The sequence below is a fragment of the Nonomuraea sp. NPDC049269 genome (assembly GCF_043197155.1).
Classification (GTDB): Bacteria; Actinomycetota; Actinomycetes; order Streptosporangiales; family Streptosporangiaceae; genus Nonomuraea.
Genome location: NZ_JBICSO010000001.1, coordinates 479,606 through 492,970 on the forward strand (window position 1 = coordinate 479,606; position 13,365 = coordinate 492,970).

At 68.7% G+C, this 13,365-nt stretch carries 16 protein-coding genes; 14 read left to right on the plus strand and 2 right to left on the minus strand.

Annotated elements, in window-relative coordinates; genetic code table 11:
* Positions 1-251: 251 nt before the first annotated feature.
* Genes ACGFNP_RS02310 through ACGFNP_RS02330 form a run of 5 tightly spaced genes read left to right on the plus strand, consistent with a single transcriptional unit; the run spans position 252 to position 4,659 of the window.
* Positions 252-854, plus strand: a complete 603-nt coding sequence (locus tag ACGFNP_RS02310; protein WP_393313857.1) for a hypothetical protein — start codon at positions 252-254, stop codon at positions 852-854.
* Between the two features lie 50 nt (positions 855-904).
* Complete coding sequence (locus ACGFNP_RS02315) at positions 905-2,095, plus strand: acyl-CoA dehydrogenase family protein (RefSeq protein ID WP_358334177.1); 1,191 nt, start codon at positions 905-907, stop codon at positions 2,093-2,095.
* Complete coding sequence (locus ACGFNP_RS02320) at positions 2,092-3,078, plus strand: phosphotransferase family protein (protein ID WP_393313860.1); 987 nt, start codon at positions 2,092-2,094, stop codon at positions 3,076-3,078. The genes ACGFNP_RS02315 and ACGFNP_RS02320 overlap by 4 nt, the downstream gene beginning before the upstream one ends.
* Before the next feature lie 43 nt (positions 3,079-3,121).
* Positions 3,122-3,841 carry an ABC transporter ATP-binding protein gene (locus ACGFNP_RS02325; protein ID WP_358334183.1) on the plus strand — a complete coding sequence of 240 codons (720 nt, stop codon included), beginning with the start codon at positions 3,122-3,124 and terminating at the stop codon, positions 3,839-3,841.
* Positions 3,838-4,659 carry an ABC transporter permease gene (locus ACGFNP_RS02330; RefSeq protein WP_358334186.1) on the plus strand — a complete coding sequence of 274 codons (822 nt, stop codon included), beginning with the start codon at positions 3,838-3,840 and terminating at the stop codon, positions 4,657-4,659. Before ACGFNP_RS02325 ends, ACGFNP_RS02330 begins: the two co-directional genes overlap by 4 nt.
* Here ACGFNP_RS02330 and ACGFNP_RS02335 read toward each other — a convergent pair.
* Together ACGFNP_RS02335 and ACGFNP_RS02340 are read right to left on the minus strand one after the other, a co-directional pair.
* Positions 4,613-5,218: a TetR family transcriptional regulator gene (locus ACGFNP_RS02335; protein ID WP_393313864.1), complete on the minus strand. Its 606-nt coding sequence runs from the start codon at positions 5,216-5,218 to the stop codon at positions 4,613-4,615. The two genes, ACGFNP_RS02330 and ACGFNP_RS02335, sit on opposite strands and share 47 nt — an antisense overlap.
* Complete coding sequence (locus ACGFNP_RS02340) at positions 5,215-5,643, minus strand: hypothetical protein (RefSeq protein WP_393313867.1); 429 nt, start codon at positions 5,641-5,643, stop codon at positions 5,215-5,217. The genes ACGFNP_RS02335 and ACGFNP_RS02340 overlap by 4 nt, the downstream gene beginning before the upstream one ends.
* A 364-nt stretch (positions 5,644-6,007) precedes the next feature.
* Between ACGFNP_RS02340 and ACGFNP_RS02345 the strand changes: the two genes are divergently transcribed.
* From ACGFNP_RS02345 to ACGFNP_RS02385, 9 genes are all read left to right on the plus strand, one after another.
* A complete protein-coding gene (locus ACGFNP_RS02345; protein WP_358334195.1) occupies positions 6,008-6,283 on the plus strand; it encodes a zinc ribbon domain-containing protein in 276 nt (91 codons plus the stop codon).
* A gap of 153 nt (positions 6,284-6,436) precedes the next feature.
* The gene (locus tag ACGFNP_RS02350) at positions 6,437-7,102 is read left to right on the plus strand and encodes an AmiS/UreI family transporter (protein WP_393313870.1); all 666 of its coding nucleotides are present in this window, start codon (positions 6,437-6,439) and stop codon (positions 7,100-7,102) included.
* Positions 7,103-7,186: 84 nt separating this feature from the next.
* Positions 7,187-8,434, plus strand: coding sequence for a formamidase (fmdA, locus tag ACGFNP_RS02355; RefSeq protein WP_393313873.1), 1,248 nt, complete (start codon positions 7,187-7,189; stop codon positions 8,432-8,434).
* Between the two features lie 346 nt (positions 8,435-8,780).
* Complete coding sequence (locus ACGFNP_RS02360) at positions 8,781-9,209, plus strand: hypothetical protein (RefSeq protein ID WP_358334203.1); 429 nt, start codon at positions 8,781-8,783, stop codon at positions 9,207-9,209.
* A 109-nt stretch (positions 9,210-9,318) separates the two neighbouring features.
* Positions 9,319-10,080 (plus strand): class I SAM-dependent methyltransferase, encoded by a 762-nt coding sequence (locus ACGFNP_RS02365; protein WP_358334206.1) that lies wholly within the window; start codon positions 9,319-9,321, stop codon positions 10,078-10,080.
* A 118-nt stretch (positions 10,081-10,198) separates the two neighbouring features.
* Positions 10,199-11,104, plus strand: a complete 906-nt coding sequence (locus ACGFNP_RS02370; protein WP_393313877.1) for a PASTA domain-containing protein — start codon at positions 10,199-10,201, stop codon at positions 11,102-11,104.
* Positions 11,101-11,688, plus strand: a complete 588-nt coding sequence (locus tag ACGFNP_RS02375) for a hypothetical protein (protein ID WP_393313880.1) — start codon at positions 11,101-11,103, stop codon at positions 11,686-11,688. The genes ACGFNP_RS02370 and ACGFNP_RS02375 overlap by 4 nt, the downstream gene beginning before the upstream one ends.
* A gap of 56 nt (positions 11,689-11,744) precedes the next feature.
* Entirely contained in the window at positions 11,745-12,431 is a 687-nt protein-coding gene (locus ACGFNP_RS02380; RefSeq protein WP_393313883.1) for a class I SAM-dependent methyltransferase, read from the plus strand.
* Positions 12,432-12,525: 94 nt separating this feature from the next.
* Positions 12,526-13,332, plus strand: a complete 807-nt coding sequence (locus tag ACGFNP_RS02385; RefSeq protein WP_393313886.1) for a hypothetical protein — start codon at positions 12,526-12,528, stop codon at positions 13,330-13,332.
* Positions 13,333-13,365: the final 33 nt, after the last annotated feature.

Sequence of the window (13,365 nt, forward strand, 5' to 3'; positions counted from 1 at the left end):
CCATCGGGCGATCCCGACTCAAGTGTGCATGTCGCCCGCGATCACGACCAGCGAGCATGCCGACACGATGCGATAACGAGGAGGCGGCCCCAGGCGCCCCGGCCCCTGATGAGGCCGGGGCATGTGGGCTTTGGGCCTCAGGCGCCCCCGACTGAGGCGTGTCGAGATTATTCCTTTTAGTCCGTTTTGTATAGCTTTGCGGGCGACGTCCTGGTGCGAACAATTTCGCCCATATCCGCGTCCAACCCTTCATGATCCATGTGGCCCTCTCCCTGGCGCTGGCCCTGTCCCCGGCGACAGTGACCGAGATTCCGAAGAACTTCCTGCTCATGGAGCGCGCCGCGCGTACGCCTCTGAGCTCTACCGATGCCGCGGAAATGAGTTACGAGATCAGCGACGAACTCACCAGGCCGTTGGAGGTGAACCCGTGCGGGCACCGGCGCGCCGTCGATGGCGGCCGGCTGGCGGCCCGCACGATCACGCTCGGGACCAGCGCCCCCAGCAGCTCTTCCGAACAGCTCATCATCTACAAGAGCCCGCGTGCCGCCCATGCCGTGCTCACCCGTCTGCGCGCCGAGGTGAAGCGATGCGCGCGCAAGGGCGACCCGTCGTCGCGAAAACTCTCGATCCAGTGGCGGACGAGTAAGGCCAAGGTGGGCGATGAGGCCCTGGGCATGGGGTACCAAACCCGGCAGGGCAGCTACGACGACCCGACGGTCACCGGTCTTGTCGCGCGCAAGGGCAGAGCACTGATGATCTACACGACCGACGAGGGAGACTACCTCCCCGGCGGCCTGACCAAGAAAGCCAGGAAGATGGCCGGCAAAGTGTGCAGGCTGCCCGGCGTGTGCTGAACGCGACCGAATCCGTTGACCGGGCAACGATTATCGGTTGAGATCCTTTCATGAGCTTCGCCGTCCCTGACAGCGTTCGTCCCATCCGCGATGCCGTACACGCCTTCATGACCGAGCGGGTCGAGCCCGCCGAGAATGTGCTCCACCAGGGCGGGCCCGCTGCCGGGGCGGCGCTCGACGAGCTGCGCGCGGAGGCCAAGAAGGAGGGCTTGTGGGCCCTCGGCCACCCGCGCGAGCTGGGCGGGGGCGGGCTGCCCTTCCTCGACTACGTGTACGTCAACGAGGTGCAGGGGCGTAGCGAGTTCGGGCAGATCGCGCTGGGCACGTACACGCTGCAGGACTCGCTGATGCTGTACGAGCACGCCTCCGCCGAGCAGCGGGAACGCTACCTGGATCCGCTGGTGCGGGGCGACATCTCGCCGAGCTTCGCGATGACCGAGCCCTCCGTGTCGAGCAGCGACCCGACGCAGATCAGGACGGCCGCCGTGCTCGACGGGGACGAATGGGTGATCAACGGGCACAAGTGGTTCACGACCGGCGCGTCCCGGGCCGCGTACACCACCGTGATGTGCCGGACGGAGGACGGCGCGGCGCCGCATCTGGCCTTCTCCATGATCCTGGTGCCGACCGACACGCCGGGCTACGACATCATCCGTGAGACGCCGGTGCTGGGACTGGACGGCGCGCACTGCGAGGTCCGCTACGACAACGTCCGGGTGCCCGCCTCGAACCTCCTGGGGCGGCGCGGCCACGGGTTCGTCATCGCGCAGAAGCGCCTGGGGCCCGGGCGGATCTTCCACTGCATGCGCTGGCTCGGCCAGGCGCAGCGGGCCTTCGACCTGATGTGCCGCCGGATGCACGAGCGGACCGCGTTCGGTGAGCCGCTGGCGGCCAAGCAGCTCATGCGGCAGCACGTGTTCGACTCCTACGCGGAGATCCAGGCCGCGCGGCTGCTCACGCTCGACGCCGCGCGGGCCATCGACTCCGGCTCCGACGCCCGGGTCGAGATCGGCGCGATCAAGGTGGTGGGCTCGCGCATGCTGCACAACGTGATCGACCGGGCCATCCAGGTGTACGGCGCGGCGGGGCTGACTCCGGACACCCCGCTGGACCGGATGTACCGGCACGCCAGGGCCGGGCGGATCTACGACGGGCCGGACGAGGTGCACATCGACTCCGTGGGGCGGCGGATACTCGGCGCCTACGCGGCGGGCGGCAACTGGGAGTTCGGGCTGCGATGACGGAAGCGGTCCACTCGATCGTCCGTGAGGTCTTCGGGCCCGGCGCGTCGGTGCCCTTCAGCGCGCGGCTGCCCGGCGGGGCCTCGCGCGAGACGTGGGCGCTCGACGTGCTCGACCGGGACGAACGGCACGAGCTCATCCTGCGCCTCGACTCCCCCGGCGCGGCTCTGGAGGCCGGTGGCAGCCTGGCGAGCGAGGCGACGCTGATGCGGGCCGCCGCCGAAGCCGGGGTGCCTGTGCCGCGGATCGTGGCGGCCGATCGGTCGTACATCCTCATGACCCGGGTGGCGGGCGAGACGATCCCGCGCAGGATCCTGCGCGACGAGGCGTACGCGGCCGCCCGGCTGCGGCTGGCCGCCCAGTGCGGCGAGGCGCTCGCGGCGATCCACCGGATGCCGCTGTCCGCGCTGCCCTCTGCCGCGGCCTCGGCCGATGCGCCCGCCGCCGCCTCAGGCGGTTCGCCCGCGCAGGTCGCCGACGATCCGTTGCGGCAGTGGCGGGAGGTGCTCGATCAGGCCGGGGAGCCGCATCCCGTGTTCGAGCTGGCGTTCCGGCGGCTGGCGGCGACCCGGCCGCCGGAATCGCGGCGGAGCGTGGTGCACGGCGACTTCCGCAACGGCAACCTGATCGTCGGCCCGGAGGGCATCCGGGCGGTGCTCGACTGGGAGCTGGCCCACGCGGGCGATCCGGTCGAGGACCTCGGCTGGCTGTGCGTGAAAGCGTGGCGGTTCGGCTCGCCGCTGCCGGTCGGCGGCTTCGGCGACTACGACGATCTGATCACCTCGTACGAGAAGGCAGGCGGGCGGCCCGTCGACCGTGACGCGCTGCGCTGGTGGGAGACGTTCGGCGTGCTCAAGTGGGGCGTCATCTGCGTCATGCAGACGATGCGCCATCTACGCGGCGGCGCGCGCTCCGTCGAGCTGGCCGCGATCGGGCGCCGGGTGTGCGAGAACGAGTGGGACCTGCTGCGGCTGCTCGGCTGAAAACCCGTTGCGAGCGCCCGCGTACGGAACGCACCCTGGTCCGGTGGCCATCCTGGAGGCGACTCATCTGGTCAAGCGGTTCGGACCCGTGACGGCGGTCCGCGACCTGAGCCTCACCGTCGGAGAAGGAGAGGTGACCGGGCTGCTCGGGCTCAACGGCGCGGGCAAGTCGACGACACTCCACATGCTGCTCGGCCTGATCACGCCAGACTCGGGGAGCGTCCGCCTGTTCGGCCAGGACCTGGCGCGGCACCGGATCGAGGTGCTGAGCCGGGTCAACTTCGCCGCCAGCTACGTGGACCTGCCCGGACCGCTGCTGGTGCGGGAGGTGCTCGACGCGTTCGCCCGCCTCTACGCGCTGCGGCGGCCGGCGGCGCGAGTCGACGAAATGATCGAGCTGTTCGAGCTGGGGCCGCTGCGCGGCCGCCGGATGATGGATCTGTCCTCCGGGCAGCGCACCCGGGTGCAACTGGCCAAAGCCCTGCTCAACGCGCCCCGGCTGCTGGTGCTCGACGAGCCCACGGCCAACCTCGACCCCGACGTCGGCGACCGGATCCGCAGCCTGCTCTCGCGCCTGGCCGAGGAGACCGGCAGCGCCATGCTGATCACCTCGCACAACATGCGCGAGGTCGAGCGGATGTGCGACCGGATCCATTTCATGGCCGACGGCCGGATCGTGGCCACCGGCACCGCCGGCGAGCTGGCGAGCCACTACGAGGTCGACGACCTGGAAGAGGTGTTCCTGAAGGTGGCCCGCGGATGACGACCCTCACCCTGCCCCCGCTCAGCCTCGCCGCCCGGCGCAGCCGGATCTCCGGCGTGATCCGGCGCGACTTCGCCGCGCTGCGGCGCAGCCCGATCAGGATGTTCGAGATCCTGTTCTGGCCGACCATCGAGCTGCTGCTGTGGGGATTCGTCACGCTTTTCCTCAGAACGCAGCAGGTCCCTTTCGTGGTGGCGTTCCTGATCGGCGCGGTGCTGCTCTGGCAGGTGCTGCAGAAGGCGAGCAACGAGATCTCGCTGGCCTTCCTGGAGGACATCTGGGCGCGCAACCTGCTCAACGTGCAGGTCAGCCCGCTGTCCAGCGTCGAATACCTGATCGGGCTGATGCTGTTCTCGCTGGGCAAGGTGGTGTTCGCGGTCGCCGTGATGGCGGGCCTCGCGCTGGTGCTCTACGGGTTCGGGGTGACGAGCCTGGGTGTGGGGCTGGTGCCGTTCATGGGCGTACTGCTCCTGCTCGGCTGGTCGCTCGGGCTGGTCGGCATCTCGGCGGTGCTCCGCTTCGGGGAGAACGCGCAGGTCATCGCCTGGTCGCTGGTCTTCTTCGTCCAGCCGCTGGCCGGGATCTTCTACCCGCTGTCGGTGCTGCCCGCGCCGGTGCGGGCCGTGGCGTGGTTCCTGCCCGCCTCGCATGTTTTCGAGGGGATGCGGACGGTCATGTCGGGCGGTGCGCTGCCGTGGGACCGGATGGTGTGGGCGCTGGGGCTCAACGCGGTCTATCTGGCGGGCGCGCTGGCGGTGTTCGGGTGGGCGCTCAACCACGCCCGGCGGCATGGGAGGCTCTCCCGCTTCGGTGACTGACCGCCGCGACGATCACGTCCACCAGGCCCTCGACGACCTCCGCCCGATCCACCTCCGGATGCTCCAGCCACCAGTCGCCCGTGGTCTGCACCATGCCGACGAAGGCGTGGCCGAGCACCTGGGCGCGTACCGGCTCCGCCACCCGCTCGGCGGCCAGCACCCCGCCCAGCTCCTCGCCGAGACTGCGCACGAGCGCGGTCATGTGGGAGCGCATCCGGGTGTCCTCGGCGCTGGCCCGGTGGAACAGGAACCGGTAGAGGTTGAGGTTGGCCGAGATCAGGTCCAGGTAGACGGTGATCGTCGTCCTGGCCCGGCCGCGCAGGTCGGTCGCGACCTCGGCGAAGGCCGGGCGCAGCTGGGCGATGACCGTGCGCACGTGGCGGTCGGCCAGGGCCTCGTAGAGGCCGCTCTTGTCGCCGAAGTGGCGGTAGAGGATCGGCTTGGTGATGCCGGCCTCGGCGGCGATCGCGGCCATGGACGCCTCGGGGCCCTCACGCAGGATGACCCGGTCCGCCGCGTCCAGCAGCGCCCTGCGCCGATCCGGGTCCCGTCCGCTCATCCGCCCAGGATAGATCGCCGGTTACGTGGCAGCAGCGCCGACAGCACCAGCAGGACGCCGATGACGGCGTACAGGCCCGTCACGCCGGCCAGAGTGCCCGGCGGCTCGCCGGCGGGCACCTCGAAGGTCGGCAGCCTGCCCGCCAGCTTCATGGCCAGGTCGAGGTCGAACGCGAACAGCGCGGCGGCGGCGGTGAGCGGCAGCCCGCAGGCCAGCGCGGCCAGCGGCGACAGCCACGACCAGGCGGCGAGCAACACCACGATGGCCGCCACGGCCGTCAGGTAACCGAGGCCTACCGGCGCGGGCCGGAACGCGGCGTACGCCGCCCGCAGGGCCCTGGCCCCCGCCTCGGTCAGGTAGTAGACGAGGGGCAGCGCGGCCAGACCCGCCACGACGCCGATCAGATGACGCACCTCACGGGACACAGCAGCATCGTCCCCCGGCCACCCGCCTCCCATGTCGGCCCACGCCAGCTATTCCGCCCGTTTCGGTGGCAGCCGGGCCGGTGGCACCGGCCTCCTGCATGTGTCCGGATCCGTCAAACGTCCGGCAAACTCTCGCAGGCGACCAGGCAATTATGCGCGGCGCAAGGTTAAAAGTCTCACCACGTTTATCGCCTCTGCGAGCACGGTCCTGCTATTCTTGCCCCCTTTTCTGCTCAGAGCCGGTTTTCCGGGGAAATTGCAACGGTATATGACGACCTTGACATGGAGTGTAGGCAGAGGTTGTCTGATTTTGGGACGCCAAAGGCCGGAGAAGATCGAGTTAGGTCTTTGCGGAGGGATGCCTATGGCAACGTATGAGTATCGCTGCCCCGATTGCGGAAGATTTGACGTACGCCTACCGATCGGGACCGCCACGGCGATGGGCGAATGTCCCGCGTGTCAGCGTCCATCCCCTCGAGTCTTCTCCTCGCCGTACCTCAGCCGGGTGCCCTCGGCAGTGGCTGCCGCGCTCACCCGCGAGGAGCGGAGCCAGGAAGCACCCGAGGTTGTCACGAGCGCGCCTCCCAAGCGGCGCGAACAGCCGCCGCATCCAGCGCTGCCCCGCCTGCCTCGGCCTTGATCAACAGAAAACTTGATCAACAGAAACAACGCGGCCACGTGGGTGTGAACCGATCACACACGCGGCTCCGCCGATCCGGATGCGGCGACCGTCACACGGGCCGTCCGGTGTGAATGCCGCCGCCGCACCACTACACCAGGAGGTGCGTCACTCATGGGAGCCGTCGGACTTCTCTACGTGGGAGCAGTGCTCTTCATCAACGGGATGATGCTGCTGAAGAAGATCGATCCACGCGCGGCAGGCGTCTTCAACCTCTTCGTCGGGGGCCTGCAGGTGATCACGCCCACGCTGCTGATCATCACCAATCTCGTGAACCCGGCGCAGATCCTCGGCGCGTCCGGGATCTATCTGTTCGGTTTCACCTATCTGTACGTCGGGATCAACCTGCTGGGCGGTTTCGACTCCACAGGAGTCGGCTACTTCTCCCTGTTCGTGGCCATCATGGCACTCGGATACTCCTTCGCGAACTTCCGGCTCCTGGGCGATCCGGCGTTCGGGGTCATCTGGCTCTACTGGGGGTTCCTGTGGTTCCTCTTCTTCGTGCTGCTGGGGTTGAAACACGAGCAGATCACCAGGTACACGGGCTGGGTCACGGCGATCCAGGGGTGGGTCACGGCGGCGATCCCCGCGTTCATGATCCTGACCGGGTACTGGCGGAACACGAACCTCATCGCCTTCATCCTCGCCGTGTTCGGCGTGGTGGTCTTCATCGGGCTGTGGCCGCTGACACGCGGGCGTGAACCCGCCGCGGCGGCACCGAGCCCAAGCGACGAGGCGATGGGCGCCCGCGACCGGACGCATCGCCCTCGCTGGACCTGACAACGAGAAGGCCCGCGACGTCTAGAAGGAGGTGGTCGATGCACTCATCCCTTACGGCACCCGTATCCAAGAAAGGCATTCACCATGCCCAACGTCGTATTCAGCATCGATCAAACGAAGTCCATGCGCGACCAGAAAATCCCGGGACACAATCGATGGCACCCAGATATTCCGGTGGTCGAGATGGTCCGCCCCGGAGATGAGTTCCGAGTCGAATGCAGGGAATGGACCGACGCTCAAATAGGCAACAACGATTCCGCGAACGACGTGCGGGACGTCGACCTGAGCGTCGCGCACGTGCTGAGCGGACCCATCGGGGTGGACGGAGCCGAGCCGGGCGATCTCCTGATCGTCGACATCCTTGACCTCGGCGCGGTTCCGCAGCAGGTCGGGGAGGCACCAGGACAGGGATGGGGGTACACCGGTGTGTTCGCCAAGGCGAACGGCGGCGGCTTCCTGACCGACTACTTCCCCGACGCGTACAAGGCGATCTGGGACTTCCACGGCCAGGTGGCCACATCCCGTCACCTGCCAGGTGTCCGGTTCACCGGCATCACCCACCCCGGACTGTTCGGCACCGCGCCGTCGGCCGAGCTGCTCGCCTCCTGGAACCGCAGGGAGCAGGCGCTCATCGACACCGATCCGCAACGTGTCCCGCCACTCGGCCTGCCACCGCTGGCCGACAACGTCATCGCCGGTACGGCAAGCGGTGAGGTGGCGCGGCGGGTCGCCGCGGAGGGCGCACGTACCGTGCCTGCACGGGAGAACGGCGGCAACCACGACATCAAGAACTTCACCCGCGGAGCCCGGGTGTTCTACCCGGTCCTGGTGAAGGACGCGAAACTTTCCGGAGGTGACCTGCACTTCAGCCAGGGCGACGGCGAGATTACCTTCTGCGGCGCGATCGAGATGGGCGGTTACATCGACTTCCACGTCGACCTCATCAAGGGCGGCATGGAGAAGTACGGTGTCACCACCAATCCGCTCTTCCTGCCCGGTAACGTCGAGCCGCGCTATTCCGAGTTCCTCTCGTTCATCGGGATCTCGGTCGACCACGACACCGACACCAACTACTACCTCGACGCGACGGTGGCCTACCGCAGGGCATGCCTCAACGCCGTCGAGTATCTCAAGAAGTGGGGCTACACCGGCGAACAGGCCTACCTGATCCTCGGCTCGGCCCCGATCGAGGGGCGGGTCAGCGGAATCGTCGACATTCCCAACGCCTGCTGCTCGCTCTACCTGCCCACCGCGATCTTCGACTTCGACATCCGTCCGAACACCGAGGGTCCCGCCAGGAAGGAGCGCGGACAGTGCGCCGTGACGAGCTGACCACCACCGCGAGCGGCGCCTGAGAACGAGAACGGCCACCGCGCACGCGGTGGCCGTGATCCACACCCCAGCGGCGATTAATATCTTCGCCTGTTCTTCCCCAAGAGTCGTTTACCACGCCAGCGTGCGATCCAATTGACGAGCGCGCCTTCCACGCCAGGCCAGAAGCCGTTTCGGCACGCCTCCCCCGGGTCGCCATCACCCTGCCAACGGTCAACCCACCGTGCCCAGCCCGAAAAATACGCAAAAATCTGGCTATCATCACGTGTATTCGCAAACCCCGACATGTCCACCAAACGGGGCAATTCCCAGCAGGCGTGCGCCTGTCGCTCCGGAGGATTGATCAATGACCAACGACGCCGTGTGGGTCCGAAGCGTGACCGGCATCCAACTGCACCACACCACCGACCTCCAGGACGCCAGCCGATTCCTGGGCAATGCGGTGATGGCGCTGCGGGCCGCGCACGTACGAACCGGCGATGACCGGTACGTCGACCTCGCCGCCCAGCTCAAGACCATGGTGGCGGAGACGCGAACCCTGGAGACCCAGGCCCGGGACCGCATGCACGGGCTGCACTCGGATGACCCCGCACAGTTCGTCCGCTGCCGCGAAGGCGAAGAGCCGTGGCCCGACGAGATCCAGGCGGGATTCGTTCCGCGCCACACCTGCAATGACCAGTGCCTGTATCACGACCACGACGTTCTCGACGCCATCATGCAGTGCATCTGCGGGCGCCCCCCGTGCCGGGCGTGCGCCATCGCCGGCCTGCCGTGAGGCGAGACCGCACTCATTTTGCCCGCCGCATAAGCGGCGGTGATTGAGCGCGCGTACGGCGCCGCCTAGATTCCCAGTGCTTCATAGGAATCTCCTCTGGCGGTCCACCGTGAAACACAACCGTTCCAGCCTGGCCTACCAAGCCCGTTACGCGCTCACGCACCCGCACAAGGTCCTGCCGCATCTGCGCCGGCTGACCCGCGACACCTGGCTGCGGCTGCGCAACCCCGACCACGTCTCCTACTACCGGGCCGTCATGAAGTCGGACACCGCCTGCAGTCCCGAAGGCGCGGTCGGCTCCCACACGCACCGGCGCTGGCTGGCGCTCGGGCGCATGCAGTTCGACTATTTGAAGAAGCACGGCCTCAAGCCCGACTTCACGATGCTGGAGATCGGCTGCGGCAATCTGCGGGCCGGCCGCCTGTTCATCGACTACCTGGACACGGGCAACTACTACGGCCTCGACATCTCCCCCGACATCCTCTTCGCCGCGCAGGAGACGGTCGTGGCGAACGGCCTGCGCGAGAAGCTGCCGCACCTGACCCCGGTCCGTGATCTGCGCTTCGCGTTCCTGCCCAACGGCCACTTCGACGTGGTGCACGCCCACAGCGTCTTCTCGCACTCGCCGCTGAACGTCATCGAGGAGTGCTTCGCCCATGTGAGCCGGGTCATGAAGCCGGACGGGTGGTTCGACTTCACCTTCGACCGGGCCGAGGGCAAGGAGCACCACGTGCTGCGCGAGGACTTCTACTACCGCACCGAGACCCTCGTGGCTCTGGCGGACCGGTACAGCCTGGACGCGACCTTCATGGACGACTGGGAACAGCTCCGGCACAAGCAGTCGAAGATCCGCATCACCAGGAGGTCGTAGGCGGCTGCCCTGTATTCCACAACGCGGGACGCGTGTTCCTCCGAGTTGAGTACGGGACTGCTCATGCCACGGCCGACCGGCCCGCAGTGCCTCCGATACTGAGGGCCAGGGGGTGACCATGCGGTTCGAGGTCGCGAAAGCGCTGGCCGTGAGCATGATCGCGCTGGCGGCGGCACCAGCGATGGCGGGGCCAGCGATGGCCTCGTCGCCGGCCCCGCCGGCCCCGCCGGCCCCGCAGACGGACGAGCCCACCAAAACGCCCACAGACACCGACACGATCACGCCAACTGGCCCGGACACACCTGCGCCGCAGAAGTGCGCGCCTCTAGGCGATCCGGACAGCGCGTACGGGCCGAGAAGCGGGCCCGTACCCGGGGTCGTGGGGAGGACCAAGAACCAAGCGAAGGCCGAGCTGAAGCAGGGCGGCTTCGCCATGGAAGCGAGACCCTCCGACGCGCCGGGTGACTGGATCGTACGCAGGCAGATCCCAAGAGGAGACGCCCCCTGCGGCTCCACCGTGGTCATCCTGCTGGTGGAGTACGTGGAGGTCCCCGACGTGGTCGGTGACCGGCTGGGTCGGGCGGAGCACGAGATACAGGGCCGAGGGCTCGTCTCGGCGGTGGCCGAGGGAGAGGCCGCCGATCCGCCCGTCGTGGCCTCCCAGGATCCCAAGCCCGGCAGGCGGGTGCCGAAAGGCAGCACCGTAACGCTGCATCTGAGTCCCGCCACGCCGACCAGGCCGACGGTCGGCCTGGACCCCAGCAAGTCGGACGCCTCGAGCAGCACGGAGCCGCCCGGATGGCTGGTGCCCGCGGCCGCCGCCGTGGCGGGGGCCGCGGCGGCCTGGGCGGTACGCCGGGTCCTTCGCGGGCCTCGGCCCGCCCCGGCGGCCTCCGTCGTCTGCGTGCCGTGCGTGGATCCGTCCCCGGGGGTGGAGGTCCGTGACCCCGCGCCCACGGCCGGGGTCACGTTCGTGTGCCACCACGATCAGGGCCGACAGGAGATCAGGGAGATCGTACGGTGACCGCTGCCTTCACCACCCACCCGAGCACCGCCGACCTGCTCCTCTACGCCGATCCGGACCGCACGGCCGAGGAGCTGTCGCGGGCCGTGGACAACCGCCAGGTGCTCGACGAGATCAGGCGGCAGGTCCGGATACCGCCCACCGAACTGGCGCACAAGGCCGGCGAGGCCGGTGCCGAGCTGCTGCAGGGCATCGACCTGGGGTCGGTCCTGCTGACCGGCTGGGCGAAGTACCGCAACCTGCGGGCCGCCGCTCGCAGAAGCCTGGATGATCCGGGCAAGGGCGAAGTGGTGCCGCTGGCCGAGCACGAGGTCGTCTCCCATCACGAGCCGTACATAGAAGTGCGGGTCAACGGGCAGCCGATGGGCCGGGTGACGTTCGGCGTGGATCTGATCCTGCATGTCACGATGGTGCAGGCGGGCGTGCGCGCCGGCCGGCTCATGCTCCTGACAGGGGGTGACTGCACGGCTTCCATCGCCTGCGCGATCCAGGGCGTGGAGGTGGCCAGGAAGGACTGCGCGCTGGTCACGCTGCCGATCAACCGCGACCTCGGAGAGGGTTACCCCCTGCTCAAGGCGAGCTGACCGATCAGCAGGGCGGGGCACGTCGGAAGCCGGTCTCATGCCTTAGGTTCGAGAGCATGACGATCTTCCCCCACTCCGGCACCGGACCCGGCTCGATCACCCCCGACGGCTCCCCCGTGGAGTTCTACACGCGGTTGAGACCTCGAGGGGAGGCGGAGATCGTCGGGCAGGTGACACCGTCCGGCGGGTCCGTCCTGGAGCTGGGGTCGGGCGTGGGCCGGGTCACGCACGCGCTGCTGGAGCACGGCTTCGAGGTGGTGGCCGTGGACGAGTCGGCGGAGATGCTGGCCCGCGTCAGAGGCGCGGAGACCGTGCTGTCCCGGATCCAGGACCTGCGGCTGGAGCGGCGGTTCGACGCGGTCATGCTCGCGTCGTACCTGGTGCACACGGCCGACGAGGACGGCAGGCGGGCGCTGCTGTCGGCGTGCGCGCGGCACGTGGCACCCGGCGGGGCGGTGCTGATCCAGTGGACGCCGCCCGAGAAGCACGACGCCCGGCAGGCCGGCACGGGCCGGACCGACGGCGACATCACGATCACGCTGGCGGCGCACGAGGAGGTCGAGCCGGGGCTGTTCAGCGCGACCATGCGGTACGCGCACGGGGATCAGGTGTGGACACAGTCGTTCACCTCCCGGCGGCTCAGCGACGACGACCTCCGGGCCGCCCTCGCCGAGTCCGGCCTCCACCTGGACCGCTTCCTCACCGACGACCGCGAGTGGGTGCTGGCCGTTCCTGCCGCGTAACCGGGCCCGCCCTTTACAATGTAGATCAATATAAACGCGCGAGTGATATCCGGAAATTACTGGGAAAGACTGGAACTCTTGCTACGCTCGCGCCATGAGTGACCGGCTGGATGATCTCGAGAGGCGGATCGATGAGCTCCGAGCCGGTGTGCGCAGGGCCATGCGGGTCAAGGACACGGCCACGGCCAGGACCCTGCGCGCCGAGCTCCGCGGCGTGGAGCGTACGTGGGACGCCCTGGTGAGCGCCGCCCCGGCCGGTGACCCGGATCCCGAGCCCGTGGCGCCACGCCTGGTGACCGTGCGCGAGCAGGTGCATCAGGGCCTCACCCTGCTGGGCGCCTGCGCGCAGCCGAGGCTGATCGTCGCCGTGGGGCTGGCGTTCTGCGGCGGCACGCTGCGGAGCAACCAGCTCACCAGCCTGCGCCGCGACGAGGCCCGCTCGTTCAAGGCCTCCCCGTACGGCAGGCCGTTCTACTTATGCGCGGCGTTGACGGACCGCCTCTCCCCCGCCCGGGGGCTGCTGGCGGTCAGCACGTGGCCGCAGGCGCGCCGGATGGTGGGCCCGCTCAGCCCCCGCGTCGACTTCCTGACCTGCGCCATCGCGGTGGCCGGGCAGCTCGATCCCGATCACGCGGAGCTCGGGGACCTCCAGCCGGGGGCCACGCGGCTGCTGTCCAGGATGGCGCGTAACATCCCCGGCGCCGCCGACGGCGATCTGGGGCCGCCCGACCCCGATCGGGTGATCGAGGCGGCACGGGCAGAGCTCGCGGTGCACGCGGAGCGCGACACGCACGACCGGGCTGAGCTGGCCGAACGCGCGGCATCGCAGCTCGGTGACACGGCTCGGCTGTTCGGCGCCGCTACGCTGAGCACCGTCGCGAAGAAGGAGATCACCGGGTGAGGGCGACACTGAACGCCACAGCAATACGGGAGG